The following is an 18,491-nucleotide window of genomic DNA, read 5'->3' on the forward strand; positions in this document are numbered from 1 at the left end:
TACATTGCACGTCGTGGACAATGGGGTTCATGGCCGACGACGACCTCCACTTCTATTTCGACCCGGTGTGCCCGTTTGCCTGGATGACCAGCAACTGGGTGCGTCAAGTGCAAGCGCAACGGAACTATTCGGTCGACTGGCGGTTCATCTCTCTACGCCAACTCAACGCGCACATCGACTATGCGGCCCACTTCCCGCCGGAGTACGAGGCCGGGCACACCGCGGGGCTGCGGCTGCTCCGAGTGTGCGCGAGTGTCCGACGGGAGCACGGGCGCGAGCTGATGAACCCGCTGTATCAGGCGTTCGGCAGGCGGATCTTCGACGAACACACCGGCACCTACCTCGTCGACGGTCGTGATGTCCGGGGCACCGAGGAGTTCCTCCGGCCCGTCCTGACCGAACTCGGGCTTCCCGTACACCATGTCGAGGCCCTCGACGACACCTCACTCGACGCCGAGATCGAAGCCGAGACCGACGAGGCCCTCGCACTGACCGGCCGCGACGTCGGCACCCCGATCATCCATGTCGAACCACCCACGGGCGTCGCCTTTTTCGGACCGGTCATCAGCCGCCTACCCGACGACGCCGACGCCCTCGAGTTGTGGGATCACGTGGTCGGTCTCGCGCGATTCCCGGGCTTCGCCGAGCTCAAGCGCAGCCTCCGAGAAAAGCCACAGCTCAGGAGTTTCGGTGTCGACGTCGACGCCGTCGGCGACCAAGAAGACTGGCACGGCGGGTCTCGGCGGACCAAGCATTGACGGCCTGGTTACTGTTTGCTCATGACGACCGACTGGCGAGCAGCCCGCGCCGATGAGGTGCGCACCCTGATCCTGCAGGCCGACCCCGACATCACCGAAGAGATCAAGTGGCGCAAACCGTCCAATCCCGATGGCGTACCAACGTTTTCGCTCGACGGACTGGTCTGCACCCTGGAGACCTACAAGGACAAGATCAAGGTCACCTTTGCGCAGGGGGCTTCACTGCCCGACCCGGGACAGGTCTTCAACGCAAGCCTGACCGCCGGCACCCGACGGGCCGTCGACCTCAAGAAGAACGATCAACTCGATGCCGATGCGTTTGTCGAGCTGATCCGCGCGGCGGTGGCGTTCAACCGGAAGTAGATCGTCCCCACCCGTGTTCATCAGACCTTCCCATGCAGGGTAGCCTTAGCTAATCTGAGGGAAGGGTGGTCATGATCGAGGCCGCAGCGACCCCGGTGCCGTTCATCGGTGCCGGCGCATTGATGACGATGCTGCTCGCGCTCACCGTGCTGCTGGCCTCGGCAATTGCGTTGGGCTGGCTCGCCCGGCGAATCGGCCTGCCCGCGGTGGTCGGCGAGATCCTCGCCGGCGTCATTCTGGGTCCGTCCATCCTCGGGCAGGCGTGGCCATGGCTGCAGCACACCCTCTTTCCGACCGATGCCGCCCGGTTGAACCTGATCGACGCCATCGGTCAACTCGGAGTCATCCTGCTCGTCGGATTGGCCGGCGCCGAACTCGACCTCGCATTCGTGCGGCGCCGCACCAGCGTGGTGACCTCGGTCGGGGTGTTCGCGTTCGTCGTTCCACTCGCCGCGGGCATCGGGGCCGGATTCCTCATCCCCGCGAGCATGCGCGCCGACGACGTCTCCCCCACGGTGCTGGCGTTGCTGCTCGGGACCGCACTGTCGGTCAGCGCCATCCCGGTCATAGCGAAGATCCTCACCGAGATGGGGTTGTTGCACCGCAACATCGGCCAGTTGATCCTCGCCGTCGGCAGCACCAACGACGCCGTCGCCTGGGTCCTGCTGTCGGTGACGTCATCGATGGCGACCGTCGGGTTGCGCAGCGGCAACGTCGCGGCGGCGCTCATCGCAACAGTCGGCGCGATCGGGGTTGCGGTGTTCGTCCTCAAACCGCTCATCCGGCCGCTGCTGGACAAGCTCGAGAACACCGAGGCGGCAACGGGATACCTCGTCCCGGTCTGCGCGACCCTCGTCATCGCATGTGCTGCCGTCACCCAGGCACTGAACCTCGAGGCGATCCTGGGTGCCTTCCTCGCCGGCGTGGTGATCGGTCCGCGCCGACCCGCCCTCATCGAGCCGCTGCGTCTGGTCACGATGACGGTGCTCGCGCCGATCTTCCTGGCGACCGCAGGTCTGCGGGTGGACCTGCGCCTGCTGGGCGACCCAACGGTCGCTCTCACCGCGGCGGTACTGCTGGTACTCGCCGTCACGTCCAAATTCGCCGGTGCCTACATCGGCGCGCGTCTGGCGCGGCAAACCCGTTGGGAATCGGTGGCATTGGGATCGGGACTGAACACCCGAGGTGCCGTGGAGATCGTCATCGCGATGACCGGATTGCGCATCGGGGTGTTCTCGGCCAGCGTCTACACGGTGATCGTGCTGATCGCCATCGTCACGTCCGTGATGGCACCGCCGATGCTCAAATACGCGATGTCCCGGATCACCAGCACCGAAGAAGAACACGTCCGTGAGGCGCTGCGGAGTGCGTGAGTGCCGAGTGAGTCTCGTGGAGTCGTTCGCAGTGCGTAAAACGGGCCGGTATACCGATGTCGTTCGGGGGGTAGGCGGACAGGATGCGGCAATCTCAGCAAGTCGACGCGTGTTCTGCCACCTGCGTGCCCTCACCGGCGTCCACCATCGGCTGTAGCCGCACAGGCAGATGCGGGCGCATCCATTCGATGACCGGGTCAACCACCATCGGCGCCGCGAGGACCGACGCCAGGGCGACACCGACCGAGGCCAGGACATCGGTGCGCCAATGCGCACCCAGATAGAGGCGTGACGCGCCGACGGCAGCGGTCACAAGCGTGGCCGCAGCGATTGCCGCAATCCGCGCGCCACCGGCCGCAGTCGCGGCCACCGCAGCCGCAAAGACCAACGCGCAAATGCCCGTGACGTGGCCCGACGGAAACGACATCGTCAGCTCGGGCGCCCCCACCTGATAAATCGCCGACGGCCGCAGCCGATCCACGCCGAGCTTCAGCGCCTCGGCCACCGCACCGGCGAGCATCACCGCCCCGAGAATGCGAGCTCCACGCTCCAGGCACCGGTCTCGGCGGATCAGACCGAAGGCACTGATCACCGTGGCGATCGCCACCCAGATCGGTGCGAATACGGTGCTCAACGCCGACGCCGAGCGCGTCGCCCATGACGTCCGGTGATCGAGTACCCATCGCAGTGTCGAGCTGTCGACGCCGGCGGCAGGATAATGCTGCACGGCGATCGATACCCCCCAGGCCCACTACCAGGACCATCAGGCCCAGAGCCACCATCATCCGCACGCGACCACTCATGCCGCCACCGTGCCTGGCTATCGCTGAGGAATCGCTGAAAGGCGATCGACAACCTCCCGTCCGACAACCCCACGTCGTGGCCGGCCGCATCCGAAAGTTGTTGCGCAGCAAGCCACCGGGATCACGTGACCGGTGGGCGGCGCCGACTGCGGCTCGTCGGCAGACAACACTACCGTCGCAGAACGCCATCGACGATGACGGCGACGGCAGCGATCGATGCCAATCCGGCCGGTCCGAACGACCAATGGGCTGATGCCACCAGGGCTCCCACCGCAACGCCGACCTGCGCAGCCGCGCCGAGTTGTGCCGCACGGCCCATCGACAATGCCCCGGCTGTATCCATGCTTCGTGAATTCATCAGCGGGAAGACCACGCCGACGCCGAGACCAAGCGGAATGGTTGCGAGCAAGAGCCATTGAGTCGAACCGAGGACGCCGGCCCACCAGGTGATCGCCGCCCCGCCGATGGCCAGTGCCGTCGCCCCGATGGCGGGCACTGCGCCGCCGGCACGATCAGACGATCTCGCCACCATCAAGGTGCCGATCGCGGCGGCGGCGTTGAGCGGCAGCAAGCCCACACCTGTCATCGCCGCAGACCATCCCCGATCGGCCTGCAGCGTGAAACTCGCGGTGATCACCGCAGCCGTGAGCAGCGCGTTGGTGGCCACGACAGCTCCCATCGCCGCCGTCGTTGTCGGATCGATACCCACCCACGGCACCACATCGCCGACACCGCCCGGTTGTGCGGACCTGGCGCGGGCACAAAGCTTCCACCACAGAGCACAAACGGCCGCGGCGGCACCGATCCCCCAGAAACACCAGCGCCACGACACATCCGCGATCGGTCCCACCACGAGCAGGGCTGCCAGAGCCCCCGAGCCCGACAACAGAGAGAACCCGGCGAAGGCGCGCATGCGGCGAGGGTCGGCGCGGGTTGCCGTGTGCAGCGCGGCCAGCACCCCGGTGGTCACCATCGCGGCCGAGAACCCCTGCGCTGCACGAGTCACGACGAGTTGCGCGGTCGTCACCGCACATCCGCCGACCACCGCACTCACGGCGAAGGACACCACGGTCGGCGCGAGTGTCCGCACCGGGGCCACCCGGCGGAGCAGGAGTCCGGCCACCGGAAGTCCACACACGAACGCGCAGGCGAACGGTGTGATGAGAACATGACGGGCCGAGGACCCCAGGGAGAGATCGCGTGCGATCACCGGAGCCACCAGCCCCACCGTGGTCTCGTCGACGACGATCACGAATTGGACACAGGCCAGGATCGAGACGGCGACGAGCAGGTCTGCCCTCCAGCGCCGCGCCATCGCTTCTCCCACCAAGTTGGGTCCGGTCGACACCGTCGACCGACACGTGTGCTTACTATGGCAGAACTCGCGGCAGCCGGACTCCGTCCACCAGCCCGGTGACCGGTCCACCTCGGTCGCCTCCTCCGGCTCAGTCGCCGACCGTAATGGAGCCCGTAATGTCTTACGCTGCCCTCAAATCCGCCCTCATGGCCACGGCCGTCGTCATGATCTGCGCTCTGGGCGCCTGCGCATTGACGGCCGCCGCAGGCGGTGCGACGGCCGACACGCTCACCGGTGTGCGGTATGCGCGGGCCACGGCAGGCCAACCGTTCCGCGAAACGGCCACGTCACCGAGAAACTCTGTGGTGTCGGTGTGGTCGGGGTCCATGGCCACCCAGATTCCGCTACTGGTGCAGTCCCCAGCCGACGGAGACCCCGCGGCACCAGTGCTCTACCTGCTCAACGGTTCGACCGGGGGCGAGCAAGGCGACGACTGGACGCATGCCACCGACGCGAACGCCTTCTTCGCGGGCAAGAACGTCTGGACGGTGACGCCGATAGGCGGGGCGGCGAGCTACTACGCCGACTGGCGACACGTCGATGGCGCCGCGAATTTTCGATTCGGTGTGACAAGTAGTCGCCCGCTGAGGTGGGAGACCTTCCTGACCTCCGAGCTGCCGAGGATATTCGAAACCAGACACGGAGGTCGGACCGGAGCCGCCCGCGCCCGTGCGATCGCGGGCATCTCTATGTCGGGCACCGCGGTCATTCGACTCGCCGAGAATCACCCCGGACTGTATCGGGCGGTCGGTTCGTATTCGGGCTGCGCCGACACCGCGTCGCCGGCCGGCAACGCGATCGCACGTTCCGTCGCCCTCCTGCCCGGAGGCGCCGATGCGTCCAACATGTACGGACCCCCTGGGGACCCGGAATGGGCCGCGCAGGACCCAGTGATCAACGCCTACAAGCTGGCCCGAGGCACGCCTGCGCTGTGGATCAGCGCCGCATCGGGACTGCCCGGACCCCATGACACACCGAACGACCGCCGGATCGCGGGCAACGTCGGCGCCTTGGCCGACCAGATAGCGATCGGCGGAATCGACGAGGCCGCCTCACGCGCATGCACCGCAACACTTGTCCGCCGACTCGGTGAACTCAAGATCGCCGCGCACGTCCGTTTTCCCGGCACGGGCACGCATTCCTGGGGCTACTGGCAGGATCAACTGCACCAATCCTGGCCCGTGTTCGCTCGCGCACTGGGCATCTGACCACTCGGACCCGCCCCCGTCCTGCATTTTCAGGTCTCTTTCAACTCACCGGCCGTAGGCTGTCGACGACGCTGTGCGAATACTGGGAGGGCATCTGTACGAATCAGCGAAAGCGGCTCGCGAAAGAGCATGCGGGCAATGACCATTACCCGGCGGGCTCTGTGGCTCGCACAGTTGTTGCGACCGCACACCTCTCACGTCATCGCATTCGGCATCGACCTCGACGGACCGCTCGACCTACCCCGTCTGCGCTCTTCGGTCGACTCCGTTCTCGCCCACATCGGCTGGGCCGGCGTCCACATCCCGGCGCATCTGTCACCCGCCGATCCGTCGTGCATCGATCCCCTGCGGCAGGCCGAAACACCTGTGCCGTCGATGGTGGTCGAGGATCTCCGGGATCACTCGCACCCCGATGACGAGAGCCGCAGACGAGCCGAGCACTTCATTGATTGCGCCGATGCCCGTGACCTCAGCTCGCCGTTGTGGGCCAGTCGGCTACACATCCTGGCATCCGATCGGCACCGCTGGATCCTTCGTGTGCACCACGTCCTGACCGATGGCGCCGGTGCACAACGCCTCATGCGCCACATCGGCGAGGTGTACGCCGGATCTGCACAACCGGGCGACCTTTCGGTACCGACGACCGACGAGCTCATGGCAATCGATCACCGGTACCGCAACTCGCCACGTTTCACCGCCGATGCCATGTATTTCGAGAAGGCCCTCGAGCACCACAGTCCCAGTCTGCTGTGCGCCACTCCCACCGGGCCCACCTCCGACGTGGTTCGGGTCACGCGTCGGCTCGGCGTCGCACGGTCGCCGGAGACACCGGAGATCCTGGCCGCCTTCGCGTGTCTGTGCGCCCGGTTGCTCGACACACCCGACGTCGGCTTCTCATTGCCGGTGGCCGCCCGCACCACCTTCGTGCGGCGACGCGCTCTGGCGCCGTTGTCGACCGTTGTGCCACTGACTCTGCCGGGGATCGGCGACTGCGCCGCAACCGACGCCCGCAACCGCATGACCACCACAGTCGTCCGGACACTGCGTCACCAATTGCACCACCGCGAGGACATCCTGCGACACCGCGAGGACCTCACCGACTTCGGCGCAGTGGCGAACATCCTGCCGGCTTTCGAACCACCGGCGGGGACGGGGCTCTCCTGGACGGTGGAGGTGATGCGGACCGGCCCGGTCAGTGACGTGGCGATGACGCTTCATCCCGACGCCACCGACGGCTTGCGGGCGCTCACCTGGGAGGCGCCGGCGGCGGCGTTCGACACCACGCGACTATCTGCACTGGCCGCTCGCTTCGACGGGTTTCTCGGCTCATTCCTCCACGAACTCGACACCCAGACGCCGATGGCACCGGAGGCGATCTTCATCGGCGACGAATGGGCCAGGTTTCGCCATCGATCGGGGCCACCCGCGCCGGAATTCACGCCCACCGCAGCTCTTCTCGACGAGGTGTGCCGGTCCGATCCGAACGCGCCGGCACTGATCGAACCACAGCACGACGCCGACCCGAGGGTCCTGAGCTGGTCGGACCTGCGTGCCGCGGCCGACCGCGGAGCGCAACTTCTCCTCGATGCCGGCGTCGCACCGGGCGATCGGGTTGCGGTGTGTCTCGAGCGTTCGGCGTCTTCGGTGATCGCATTCTGGTCGGTGATCCGCGCCGGCGCCGTGTGGGTGCCGGTGGGCGATGCGTTCTCCCCCGACACCAGAACCAACGACATCATCACGCGCGCAGGGGTATCGGCGATCATCGGCGCTCCCGGCGTCATCGGTGACGGGTCGAGGTCGCCCGCCGCAGACCTCCGATGGCTCGACCTCTCCGTCGCCGAGACGGCCGACGTCACCGAATCGAGCTGTCCCGAAAGACTTCCCGGCCTCGACCGCGGACCCGACGACCGTGCCTACATTTTGTTCACCTCGGGTTCGACCGGGATACCCAAGGGCGTGGACATGCCACACCGCGGTCTCCCGGCGCTGGTTGCCGAGATCAGGAATTCGTATGCGCTGAAGCGTGACTCGCGGATGCTTCACGCCTCGGCACCCACTTTCGACACCGGACTGGTCGAAGTGTTGTCCGCGGCGGCGACCGGCGCGGCCCTCGTCGTCGCCCCGACGGGGATTCGGGGCGGGGACGCGATGACGCGATTGATACGCCGGTACCACCTCACCCACATCATCGTCACCCCATCGGTACTCGACACGCTGGACCCGGCGATCGCCGATCAACTCGACCAGGTGGTTCTCGGCGGCGAGCCGGTACCAGCGCATCTCGTCGACCGGTGGGGCACTCTGGTGCCCCTGCGAAACGCCTATGGACCCACCGAAACCCGCTGCAGCATCAACTTTTCCGCGAGACTGCGTGGGCAAGCAGCGGTGACGGTCGGCCCGCCGATGACCGGGGTGACCGAGGCCGTCCTCGATCGACTCGGACGCCCTCAGCCGCCGGGGGCATGGGGAATCCTGCATTGTTCCGGGCCGCAGGTGGCCAACGGCTATCTCGACGCACCCGACCTCACCGCGACCGTGTTTCGGCCGAGCACCATCTCCGACGACGACGTCATGTACTGCACAGGAGATATCGCCAGTTGGACCGCCGACGGCGAGATTCGTCTCCGGGGTCGGCGCGATGGTCAGGTGAAGCTTCGCGGGTTGCGCATCGAACTCGGCGAGATCGACGCGGTGCTCGGCAGGCACGACACTGTTGCACGGTGTGCCACGCAACTGCGAACACTGGCGTCCGGGCGGCCCGCATTGGTCACCTATGTCGTTGCCGCCGAGGGAACCTTGGTCGACCCCGCCGAGCTACGACGCGCGGTCGGCGCAGTGTTGCCGGCGTACATGGTGCCCTCGGTGTTCGTCGACATTGACGAGTTGCCGCACACCGCCAACGACAAACTCGACATCGCGGCGTTGGCGGCCATTCCGCTACCCACTCGTCGAGGCAGATCGGCACTCGATGCCAGGGAGGCCGCTCTGATCTCCGCGGTCTCCGAAGCACTCGGGGTCGAGTCGGCGGATCCCGATGCCGCCTTCCTCGATCAGGGCGGCGATTCGCTCGCCGTGATGACCGCGGCGGCGCTGCTGAGAATGGCCGGGCATCCCGAGATCACCGCCAATGATCTACTCCTCGCCGACACGCTCGCCGATGTGGCCACCCGCATGAGCGATCCCTCGGCGGCCCTCGCAGCCGACACCCGACCTCGCCTCTCCGCGCGATGCGCGGGTGACCGCCCGACCCGGCCCAACTCCGATGCCGACTCCGTGATCGCGTTGACCGCTGCCCAGCGCAGCGTCGTTCGCGATCCGGATGACCCGTGCGCTCAGTTGATCCGATTCGCGTGGGTCGTCCCCCAGGGGACGTCACTGCGGTCCGAGGCCGACGTATCGCGACTGATCACCGAACTCACCTCCGCACACCCCACATTGCGCTCGACCCACCCCGACACAGCGACAGGGCCGGTTCGACACGTGCACCGCTCGTGGCCCACGACCAGGGTGTTACGAGTGGCCGCCGTCGACGGCGTGGACCGCGACGGTTTACAGCGCATCGTGGAGGACACCACCGCCCGACTCGACGTACGATCGCAGGCTCCGATCGCGGTGACCGCGGCGACCGATCCGGCCGGGCGGATCGTCGCCGTGGTTACCGTCCTCCATCACATCGCCGTCGATGGCAGGTCGCTGCTCCTACTCGCCGGTGATGCGGCTCGGCGGGTGTTCGGCGTCCCGGGCGACTTCGCGCAGAGTACCCCTTCGACGATTCGACCAGCGCAGCCGACAACGACTTTCACCAACGCGAACGCTCTCGACGACGAGCAGGAGCGCTTCTGGTGTGATCTGCTGACCGGCGCCGAAGGGTCTGTCTGGACGCTGGGTGGCATCACACCCACCGATGTGGCCGTGGCAGCCGCGACCCGGTTCTCGGCGACCATCCCGGCGGCAGTGACCGCTGCGTTCACCCGTCGCGCAGCGCAGGATTCGGTCACCGCCTTCGAGGCCTTCCATGCGGCGGTCGCCACGGCACTCGCCGAGGTGACCGGCGATCACCGAACGCTGAGCGCCACCCCGATATCGCGACGCACCCTCGACGATGCCGATGTGGTCGACGATTTTGTCGTGACGGCCATCATTCCACTCACCACCGACAGATCTCCGCACCGCGTCGCCGCAGAGACCCGGCGGTGTCGCGATGCGGCCGTGATCCCGATGGAAGAGGTGCTCTCCCTCGTCGGGCGCCCGGTCGACCCGGATCGTCTCTTTCCCGTCCCCGTTCTGATCGGTTGGGACCTCTCGCCACCACATCTCGACGGCATCGGAAGGATCCATGTGTTCCCACCCAAGAACACCCGGTGGCTACTCCAGGTCGACGGTACGATCATGCCGTCAGGTGACCTGCGTGTTCTGGTGACGGGCGCCGCCGACACACTCGGAACTGAGCGCCTCGAACGCATCCTGGCGGCCACCGTGGAGGCGGTGAGCGCGTCGTGACCGGCAGCACCGGCTCATTCGCCGCGGATCGGCGATCGGCCGATCGCGTGACTGCCGTCGCAGTACGGTTGGATTCCCGAACGGCCACAACGACACAACGCCACGGTCGCGCGCCGTCGTGGAATCGGATTACCTTCGGTATCAACGATCTCCACGTCGCCGCGCACCACCAGCGGTCCGGCCGGGGTGACCGTGATACTGGCCGGGTTGCGGCGATCGACGGGATGAGAACCGGACTCCGGGGTGGTCATTCATCCATTGTGCGCGACGGAGGCAGCTGATGTCAGGCCCGGCACCGGCCTCGGGTTGTCCGATGCTCGAACCTGTTGGCGCACTGGGTGAGACCGTCGCCGCGATGCTCCGCCGGGACCCACCCGCCCGGCGCTCGAGGATGCGCTCCATCGACACAGCTCTCGACGACCTGCCCACGGGCACAGACCTGCTGGCCGACCTCGACGCGCAGCGCACCTGGTTCGTACTTGCCGAGCTCGACGGGCGCGGCGTCGTCGGTGTGTCCGACAGGTGGAATGAGCATCCTGATGTGGCCGCCGTGCGTCACCGCCTCGGCGACGCGCTGGAGTGGGCGATCCGTGAGCGCGTTGGTCCGGTGATGCATTGCAGTGCAGACGATCTCGCGTCGAGGATCAGCCAGGACCTGTCCGAGCTGGACGCACCCCCGCTGTCGGCGCATCTGCGCAGCCACGGAACCGTCGAACAGTACCGGGACTTCTTGAGGCACCGATCGCTCTATCACCTGCGCGAAGCCGACCCGCACACCACCGCCATCCCCCGCCTGACCGGACAGGCCAAAGCCGGTTTGGTGGAGATCCAGAACGACGAGTACGGCGACGGGCGGATCGAGCGCATGCACTCCACGCTCTTCGCCCGGTCGATGGCGGCGCTGGGACTCGACACCGATCACGCGGCGTACCTCAACGCCGTCCCCGCGGTCACGCTGGCCTGGATCAACTCCCTGACGTTGTTCGCCTCGCGGCGTCGGCTCAAGGGTGCCATCGTCGGGCACCTCCTCGCCTTGGAGTGCACCTCGTCGTTGCCCAACAAGCGCTACGCCGAGGGTTTGCGCCGTCTGGGACTCGGTTCGGCGGCGACCGACTTCTTCGATGAGCACGTCGAAGCCGACGCAGTACACGAACAGATAGCACTCCACGACATGGCAATTCCGTTGTTGCGCAGCGAGCCCGCGCAATCGGTGGAGGTGCTCACCGGTTTCCGCGCGGCAATCCACTTCGACGCCGACGTCGGCCGCCACCTGCTCCGGTCGTGGAGTGTCGCAGGCGCCTGAGCGGGCCGCGGTTTCGCGCGCACCGGTCCCGTCTGCGGTCGATAGTAGAGTTGGATGGGTCGGGGGTCGCGGGAACACACAAGTGGAGGCTGCGTGCGGGTGCTGGTCGTCGACGACGACGCGAATGTGGCCGAGACCGTCCGCCGGGTACTCACCACCGCCGGGTGGAACGTCACGGTCAGCGGCGACGGTGTGGACGCCCTGGCCCAGGCGAGCGCCGAGGAGTTCGATGCGATCGTGCTCGACATCATCCTGCCCGGCCTCAACGGGTTCGAGGTGGTTCGCGAGTTGCGGCGACGTGAGGTCTGGACACCGGTGGTGATGCTCTCGGCCAAGGACGGCGAATACGACCAGGCCGAGGCCCTCGATTTCGGCGCCGACGACTACCTGGTCAAACCCTTCTCGGTGGTGGTGCTCAACGCGCATCTGCGGGCCGTGGTGCGGCGCGGCGGCCGGGAGCGCCCCGCCGTGCTCACCGCCGGAACGCTCAGTCTCGACCCGGCCCAGCGGGTGGTCACCCGCTCCGGGCAGGTCATCACGCTGACACCCCGGGAATACTCGGTACTCGAACACCTGATGCGCCGCAAGGGCACCGTCGTGTCCAAACATTCCATCCTGCAATCGGTCTGGGATGAGAACTACACCGGAGACGAGAACATCATCGAGGTGTACATCGGCTACCTCCGCCGGCGCATCGACCAGCCGTTCGGGGTGTCATCCATCGAAACCGTGCGCGGAGCCGGCTATCGGCTGCGGGAGGACTGAGCAGGGCCTTGGTCCGCCGAAGAGAGATTCTCGGCCGCCGGCATCGGTAGTCGCACAACGAAGTCGACACCGCCACCGGTTCTCTCGGCCACCACGACGCTGCCGTCGTGGGCACGAACGATCTCCCGCACGATGGCCAGGCCGAGCCCGGCACCGGATCCCTGACGCCGGTCGGCGTCAACTCGGGCGAACCTGTCGAAGATGCGCTCGCGCTGCGCTTCCGGGATACCCGGACCGTCATCGCCGACGGTGATCACCGCGTCGTCTCCGTCGGCGCGCAACGACAACGTCACCAGGGAGCGAGCGTACCGGGCGGCGTTGTCGGTGAGGTTGCGGACGGCGCGCGCGATCATCTCCCGGTCACCGACCACTCGAACAGGCGCCAGATGCGGTTCCACCACAACGGTGTTCGACGATTTGAGCCGAGCGATCTCGGCGCCGACGATGTCGTCGAGGTCGACCTCGATCCGCTGCAGCGGCAGCCCACGTTCGTCGGCTCGGGCCAACAGCAACAGGTCGTCGACGATGTGTTGCATTCGTCGTGCCTCGGGAAGCAGCACGGCCCGAACCGTTTCCGTGTCGATCGCGGTGTGGGAATCGTCGGCGAGGTCGAGGAGTCCGACGACGGTGGTCAGTGGGCTGCGCAGTTCGTGGGAGGCATCACCGACGAAGCGCAGTTGTGCGTCGTGGCTGGACTCCAGTCGGCGCAGCATCCCGTTCATCGTCACTGCCAGCGCTCGGATCTCGTCGTGCGCTTCGGGTACCGGTACGCGTTGCCCGAGACGGCTCGCACTGATCTCATTGACCCGCCGGGAGATTCGTGACACCGGCCGCAGGGACCGGCCGACGAGGAGGTAGACCGCCCCGGCGCCGAGGATCACGACCATCGGCAGTTCGACGGCCATGATCGAGGCCATCGTCCATTCACTGCTGCGAATGCCGCTCGCGCGGTCGAGCGCGATGACCGAATAGCGTTGTCCGGCATACCTGGCCGTCACCGCGGTCGCGCAGTACTCGCCATGGAATCCGGGGATGTAGACGTCGTCGGCGTAGACCGGCGAGTCGTCGGCCGGTACGGTGCCCGCCCCGGCCGACTGGTATCCGGCGAGTGTCACCGCGCCGGTCGGCGCCCCCGGTGAGGCCACCACGACCTCGCCCTGCTCATCGAGCACCTGCATCACATCCACACCGGCGCCGGGGGCGAGATCGTCGGAGTCAACGGCGGCGGGTCCGCCGTGGGTGATGGCGGTGGCGATCTGGTAGGCCTGCCGGGCGGTGGATCGATACATCGCGTCGGTGTTCGCGCGGTGCAACATGTACAGCGTCACCGCGCCGCCGATCCCGAGAGCGACGGCCACCACGATCGCCGCGATCACCGTCGACTGCACTCGCACACCCCATCGGGCGATGGGCGACGACAAAGTTCTCTTCACTGCTCGGTCCGTCCCGCGTCCGGCGGTCACGAGTCGGCTGGTAAGGGCATCGGTCCGCGTGGAACGCTGGTCGCACAGTCTATTCGATGCCCCTGGCGTCGACCAGTGTCGGCTTTCAGCGGCTCTTCAGGTGATCCGGCGAAGAGTGCAGAGATGGTTGCCGCAGGTACCGTCGCCGAGTGCATCCTCGAGGCCGCACGTGAGCACGGAATCAGCGCGGTGTTCGGGGTCCACGGCGCCAACATCGAGGACGTGTACGCCACCGGAGCGGTGATCGGCATGCCGATGGTGGTTGCCAAACACGAGTTCGCGGCGGGCGCGATGGCCGACGGGGTGGCGCGGATGACCGGGCGGCCGGGCATGGTCGTGACCACATCCGGCGGGGGCGCGCTGAATGTGGTTGCCGCGCTGGCGGAATCCTACGACAGCCGGGTTCCGGTACTCGCGGTGATCGGTGCACCCCCGACACCACTGACCGGGCGCGGTGCCTTCCAGGACATGCTCGATCCCCCCGACACCATCGATCTCACCGCCGTCCTCGGCGGCATCACCGGATACTGTGCGGTGGTGCGCTCGGCGGCCGACCTCGGGTCCGCACTCGCCCAGTCGTTCGCCGCGCTGCGCCGCGGCCTGCCCGCCGCCCTGATCGTGCCGAAAGACGTTCAGACGCAGCCGTATGACGGAGCGGCCGGCGCCACCGGGACAGCTGCCGATTCGGCGGAGCAGGCGTCTGCTTCCCTCGACACCCTGGCCACGTTCCTCGCCGAGCGCGTCACCGCAGGCGCACACACGTGTGTGTGGGTCGGCGACGAGGTGTCGCGCTCCCATGCGGGCGAGACCGTCAGCGCGATCGCGACGATGCTCGGTGCCACGATCGTCGCCGCTCCCGGTGGCGCCGATGCCGTCACCGACCTCACCACGCACGCAGGGGTCACCGGGGTGATGGGCCATCCGTCGGCACGGCAGGCCCTCGCCGACGCCGACGTGTGTCTGGCGCTCGGCACTCGGATGACGGTCACCGATCGTGGTGGCCTCGACGACCTGCTCGACGGTATCGAGCTGTATCACGTTGGCGAACAGCCTCCTCGGTATCCCAGCAAGACCGTCGCGGTCACCTCGATCGCCACGGCGCTCATCCATCTCGCGGAGTCCGCGTCCCTGCGTCGGCTCCCGCCGCGTCGCCCGCCGCGTGCGGTTGTCGAATACCTGACGACACCGCCGGCCCCCGATCCGCATCTGCCGGGCCTACCGGCACTCATGACGGAGATCGACGCACACCTACCCCACGATGCGCACGTCTTCGCCGACGCAGGCAACGCCGGAGCCGCTGCGTTACACCATCTGACGCCGCGCCGCTCCGGCCGCTTCACCGTCGCCCTCGGCATGGGCGGCATGGGATACGCGATCGCGGCGGGGATCGGGGCCGCCATCGACGATCCGTCCCGGCGAAGCGTGGTGATCGCCGGCGACGGTGCGTTCTTCATGCACGGCATGGAGTTTCACACCGCCGTGGAGCACGACGCCCCGGTCACCCTGATCGTCCTCAACAACAACGCCCACGGCATGTGTGTGACGCGGGAGAATCTGTACTTTCCGGAGACGGTCGGTGTCAACCGATTTCGCACGTCGGATATCGCCGGCGCCGTGTCGGCGCTGTATATCGGCGTGACGGTCCGCCATCCCCACGATGCGGCCGGCACGAGCGCCGCCTGCGCGGCGCTCTTCGCCGAGCGCGGACCCAATTGTCTTGTCGTCGAATGCCACAGCGATGAGGTTCCACCGTTCGCTCCCTTCCTGCCCCGAGAGGACTCCGCATGACCAGTCAGCCCGCCCCGCTCGCCGACCTCGGGGACCGCATCGCCGATATCGACGGGCTCATCCGCGTCGAGAGCCACCCCCGCACGGTGGCGACCCCGATCATCGTCGACATGCTGCGCTCGGTGTACCCGCACGACAAGATCTTCGGGCAGTTCTGCCCGATCCAGGGGTACGTGGACGCACCGCCCCGCGAGCTGTTCTCCTGGCTCTCCGACACCCGCTCGCTGGAGGAATGGACCTACAGTCTGCGCGGATTCACCGAAACCGACGAACCCGGCCTGTGGGTCGCCCAGGACCGGCTCGGTGACAACACCGACATCTACACCCGCACCATCTCCGACCCGAATGCGATGACCGTCGACTACCACTGTGCATGGGATCAGGGCGAACACCTGTGGATGATCTACCTGATGCGGGTCGTCGATGCGCAGGTGGTGTTGAATCGTCCGGGTTCGGTGGTGCTGTGGAACAACTGCCGGCATCCCTTCTACGACGAGAATCCCTACCCCGACACCGCGCCGCCCGATCGCCCGGTATGGGTCGGCGATTTCTGGGAGATGTTCTCTGCCGGACACCAACTCGAGCTCGACAATCTCACGGCGATCGCCGAGTTCCGCCACCACAACAACCTGCCCCTCACCCCGGAATGGATGACGTCATGACCGCCTCGACCAGACTTGATCCGACCCGCTCACCGGTGGTCCTGCGTGATCTCGCAGCCTATCTCCCCGACAACCGGGTCCCGGCCGACTATTTCGCCCGGTACGCCGCCGACGACGACCTTGCGGGCAACGTGATGTTCGCGGCACCCGCTTTTCGCCATCACGCCGCCGACGGTGAGACGTCGGCGGACATGATGGTCTCGGCGGCAGGCGTTCTCACCGATCGCCACGGGTCCGAGTACCTCGATGAGGTGAGCATCGTACTCACCCACAGTCAGCTGCCCGAGGTCCCGGTGCGGGGGTGTGGTGGCGAGTTGGCGCATCGGCTGGGATTGCGGCCCCGGACCGTCCTCGACGTCCACAACGCGGGGTGTGCGGCGTTCATGCACATGATCGACATCGCCGGTTCGTTGCTTCGCGCCGGCGGTGGTGGAGCGGCGTTGATCGCGCTCGCACAGAACAGTGCGGCACAGATCTTCACCCAGGAGCAGGTGCGGGGCAAAGCCCAGGCCGCCATCCCCGGCGATGGTTCGGCCGCAGCACTGTTGACCCTCGGTGACGACGGGTCGCCGATTCTCGGGTCGGCCGCCCACTCCTTCGGTGAGTACTCGGCGGACATGGCGTCGGTGTCGTCTCCTTCTCGCAAATACTGGGAGGCCGGACCCGGACAAATCCACATCGGCTTCACCGAGTCGCGCATCACCAAGGTGCTCGCGCGCGGCAACCGCATGGTCCCCGAGGTGGCGATCGAGGTGGCCGATGCGATCGGTATCGCTCCGTCGGCGCTGGATTGGTTCATCACCAATCAGCCCAATCGAATCTTCTTGCGCAACTGGCGCGAAGCGCTCGAACTCCCCGCCGAGCGTCACCCCGACACCTTCGACGAGTGCGGCAACCTGTTCGCGGTCGGTGTTCCCACCACACTCGACACCGCGATCGACGACGGACGTGTCCGACCCGGCGACGTGGTGATGATGTCGGCGTTCGCCCACGCCGGCGACTTCGCTGCGGCCACCGCCATCCGCTGGGCCGGCAGACGATGACCCGTCACCTGCGCCCGGCTCCCGACCCACCCCTTCAAATCTCATCACAGAGATCTGCTGCACCGCAACGAGTCCGGCTCGATCTCAACGAATCCGCATACGGGCCGCTGCCGAGCCTGGCGCGCGCCCTGACCGATGCGGTGCCCTCGCTCAACCGCTATCCCGAGTTCCTGCCGCACCGCACGCGCCGCACCATCGCCGGACATCTCGGCGTCGACGACGACGCGGTGACGGTGGGTCCGGGTGCCACCGGCGTGCTCGCCGCCGCGCTGCACTGCGCCGTGCGACATGGTGCTCGACGCGGCGTATCGTCACCCGAATTGCTGACGCCGATACCCACGTTCGGTGGCTACCCGATTCTCGCCGGCAGCCTCGGGCTACGGCTCCGCGGCGTGTCCCTCGACGTGCGCGGTCGCCCCGATCTGCAGAAACTGTACGAGCGGGTCGGCCCCGAGACCGTCGCGGTCGCAGTGTGTTCACCGCACAATCCGACCGGCGCGGTACTCGATTGCTCGGAATTACTCGACTTCTGTACCGCGCTACCCGACGACGTGACCGTGATCATCGATCAGGCCTATCTCGAATTCTCGGATACCGCACCGGATCTCGCAGAGCTGCTCGCGGCACATTCACGTGTCGTCGCGGTCCGGACCTTCAGCAAGGCCCATGGCCTTGCCGGATTGCGCGTCGGGTATGGGGTGGGACCGATTCCGTTGATCGACGAATTACGTTCTCACGAAGTGCCTTTCGCCGTCGGATCGCTCGCCGAACTCGCGGTTCCACTGACCCTGGACTTGTCCGACGAGTTGTCGGAGCGGGTGCGGCGGATGCGGATCGAACGCAGATATCTCGCCACCAGACTACGAGCCGTAGGCGCCAACGCGTTACCCAGTCAGGCCAACTTCTTGTTCCTGCCCGGCGCCGAGGGTGTCGCTCTCGGCGAGATCCTCGGCGCGTGCGGCATTTCGGTCACACCGTATCGGCCACACGGTCTGCGGATCACCATCGGCGATCGGTACGACACCGAGCGCGTGATCCGAACCCTGGAAACGGTGGCGGCCTCGGCGTGACACGCACGCGCGTGCCCGGTTGGTCTGACTCGCGC

15 protein-coding genes are annotated in these 18,491 nt (G+C 67.0%); 11 read left to right on the top strand and 4 right to left on the bottom strand.

The genetic code is table 11. The features are described from left to right. The first annotated feature begins 20 nt into the window (after positions 1-20). From GOPIP_RS02425 to GOPIP_RS02435, 3 genes are all read left to right on the top strand, one after another. Positions 21-758 carry a mycothiol-dependent nitroreductase Rv2466c family protein gene (locus GOPIP_RS02425; RefSeq protein WP_006367930.1) on the top strand — a complete coding sequence of 246 codons (738 nt, stop codon included), beginning with the start codon at positions 21-23 and terminating at the stop codon, positions 756-758. 21 nt (positions 759-779) lie between these two features. Beyond that, positions 780-1,121, top strand: coding sequence for a DUF1801 domain-containing protein (locus tag GOPIP_RS02430; protein WP_006367932.1), 342 nt, complete (start codon positions 780-782; stop codon positions 1,119-1,121). 71 nt (positions 1,122-1,192) lie between these two features. After that, entirely contained in the window at positions 1,193-2,494 is a 1,302-nt protein-coding gene (locus tag GOPIP_RS02435) for a cation:proton antiporter (protein ID WP_210739844.1), read from the top strand. A gap of 94 nt (positions 2,495-2,588) precedes the next feature. Here the strand turns inward: GOPIP_RS02435 and GOPIP_RS02440 are convergent, their stop codons facing one another. Continuing rightward, on the bottom strand, positions 2,589-3,221 hold the full coding sequence (locus GOPIP_RS02440) for a phosphatase PAP2 family protein (protein ID WP_035726944.1): 633 nt from the start codon (positions 3,219-3,221) through the stop codon (positions 2,589-2,591). 245 nt (positions 3,222-3,466) lie between these two features. Further along, positions 3,467-4,612 (bottom strand): MFS transporter, encoded by a 1,146-nt coding sequence (locus GOPIP_RS02445; RefSeq protein WP_006367937.1) that lies wholly within the window; start codon positions 4,610-4,612, stop codon positions 3,467-3,469. Positions 4,613-4,770: 158 nt separating this feature from the next. Between GOPIP_RS02445 and GOPIP_RS02450 the strand changes: the two genes are divergently transcribed. Together GOPIP_RS02450 and GOPIP_RS02455 are read left to right on the top strand one after the other, a co-directional pair. Next, entirely contained in the window at positions 4,771-5,862 is a 1,092-nt protein-coding gene (locus GOPIP_RS02450) for an alpha/beta hydrolase (protein WP_020169894.1), read from the top strand. A 138-nt stretch (positions 5,863-6,000) separates the two neighbouring features. After that, entirely contained in the window at positions 6,001-10,362 is a 4,362-nt protein-coding gene (locus GOPIP_RS02455; protein WP_006367940.1) for a non-ribosomal peptide synthetase, read from the top strand. A gap of 14 nt (positions 10,363-10,376) precedes the next feature. Here the strand turns inward: GOPIP_RS02455 and GOPIP_RS02460 are convergent, their stop codons facing one another. Next, positions 10,377-10,613 carry a CDGSH iron-sulfur domain-containing protein gene (locus tag GOPIP_RS02460; protein ID WP_006367941.1) on the bottom strand — a complete coding sequence of 79 codons (237 nt, stop codon included), beginning with the start codon at positions 10,611-10,613 and terminating at the stop codon, positions 10,377-10,379. 62 nt (positions 10,614-10,675) lie between these two features. On the opposite strand from GOPIP_RS02460, the gene GOPIP_RS02465 reads away from it, so the two are divergent. Continuing rightward, positions 10,676-11,665 (top strand): iron-containing redox enzyme family protein, encoded by a 990-nt coding sequence (locus GOPIP_RS02465; protein ID WP_035726947.1) that lies wholly within the window; start codon positions 10,676-10,678, stop codon positions 11,663-11,665. A 93-nt stretch (positions 11,666-11,758) separates the two neighbouring features. Then, on the top strand, positions 11,759-12,430 hold the full coding sequence (locus tag GOPIP_RS02470; protein WP_006367943.1) for a response regulator transcription factor: 672 nt from the start codon (positions 11,759-11,761) through the stop codon (positions 12,428-12,430). On the opposite strand, the gene GOPIP_RS02475 is transcribed toward GOPIP_RS02470, so the two are convergent. Continuing rightward, positions 12,409-13,863, bottom strand: a complete 1,455-nt coding sequence (locus GOPIP_RS02475; RefSeq protein WP_244421102.1) for a sensor histidine kinase — start codon at positions 13,861-13,863, stop codon at positions 12,409-12,411. The two genes, GOPIP_RS02470 and GOPIP_RS02475, sit on opposite strands and share 22 nt — an antisense overlap. Before the next feature lie 153 nt (positions 13,864-14,016). Between GOPIP_RS02475 and GOPIP_RS02480 the strand changes: the two genes are divergently transcribed. From GOPIP_RS02480 to GOPIP_RS02495, 4 genes are read left to right on the top strand one after another with little or no spacing between them, the layout of a single operon-like run. After that, positions 14,017-15,681, top strand: a complete 1,665-nt coding sequence (locus GOPIP_RS02480; protein WP_035726950.1) for a thiamine pyrophosphate-binding protein — start codon at positions 14,017-14,019, stop codon at positions 15,679-15,681. Next, positions 15,678-16,343, top strand: coding sequence for a hypothetical protein (locus GOPIP_RS02485; RefSeq protein ID WP_006367946.1), 666 nt, complete (start codon positions 15,678-15,680; stop codon positions 16,341-16,343). The genes GOPIP_RS02480 and GOPIP_RS02485 overlap by 4 nt, the downstream gene beginning before the upstream one ends. Continuing rightward, entirely contained in the window at positions 16,340-17,386 is a 1,047-nt protein-coding gene (locus GOPIP_RS02490; RefSeq protein WP_006367947.1) for a 3-oxoacyl-ACP synthase III family protein, read from the top strand. Before GOPIP_RS02485 ends, GOPIP_RS02490 begins: the two co-directional genes overlap by 4 nt. Continuing rightward, positions 17,383-18,456: a pyridoxal phosphate-dependent aminotransferase gene (locus GOPIP_RS02495; protein ID WP_006367948.1), complete on the top strand. Its 1,074-nt coding sequence runs from the start codon at positions 17,383-17,385 to the stop codon at positions 18,454-18,456. Before GOPIP_RS02490 ends, GOPIP_RS02495 begins: the two co-directional genes overlap by 4 nt. Positions 18,457-18,491 lie beyond the last annotated feature (35 nt).

The organism is Gordonia polyisoprenivorans NBRC 16320 = JCM 10675, assembly GCF_000241325.1.
In the GTDB taxonomy this organism is placed as follows: Bacteria; Actinomycetota; Actinomycetes; order Mycobacteriales; family Mycobacteriaceae; genus Gordonia; species Gordonia polyisoprenivorans.

Coding starts and splice junctions, on each gene's coding strand:
- GOPIP_RS02425 (WP_006367930.1), top strand. CDS start 21: ATGGGGTTCATGGCCGACGACGACCTCCACTTCTATTTCGACCCGGTG.
- GOPIP_RS02430 (WP_006367932.1), top strand. CDS start 780: ATGACGACCGACTGGCGAGCAGCCCGCGCCGATGAGGTGCGCACCCTG.
- GOPIP_RS02435 (WP_210739844.1), top strand. CDS start 1,193: ATGATCGAGGCCGCAGCGACCCCGGTGCCGTTCATCGGTGCCGGCGCA.
- GOPIP_RS02445 (WP_006367937.1), bottom strand. CDS start 4,612: ATGGCGCGGCGCTGGAGGGCAGACCTGCTCGTCGCCGTCTCGATCCTG.
- GOPIP_RS02450 (WP_020169894.1), top strand. CDS start 4,771: ATGTCTTACGCTGCCCTCAAATCCGCCCTCATGGCCACGGCCGTCGTC.
- GOPIP_RS02455 (WP_006367940.1), top strand. CDS start 6,001: ATGACCATTACCCGGCGGGCTCTGTGGCTCGCACAGTTGTTGCGACCG.
- GOPIP_RS02460 (WP_006367941.1), bottom strand. CDS start 10,613: ATGACCACCCCGGAGTCCGGTTCTCATCCCGTCGATCGCCGCAACCCG.
- GOPIP_RS02465 (WP_035726947.1), top strand. CDS start 10,676: ATGCTCGAACCTGTTGGCGCACTGGGTGAGACCGTCGCCGCGATGCTC.
- GOPIP_RS02480 (WP_035726950.1), top strand. CDS start 14,017: ATGGTTGCCGCAGGTACCGTCGCCGAGTGCATCCTCGAGGCCGCACGT.
- GOPIP_RS02485 (WP_006367946.1), top strand. CDS start 15,678: ATGACCAGTCAGCCCGCCCCGCTCGCCGACCTCGGGGACCGCATCGCC.
- GOPIP_RS02490 (WP_006367947.1), top strand. CDS start 16,340: ATGACCGCCTCGACCAGACTTGATCCGACCCGCTCACCGGTGGTCCTG.
- GOPIP_RS02495 (WP_006367948.1), top strand. CDS start 17,383: ATGACCCGTCACCTGCGCCCGGCTCCCGACCCACCCCTTCAAATCTCA.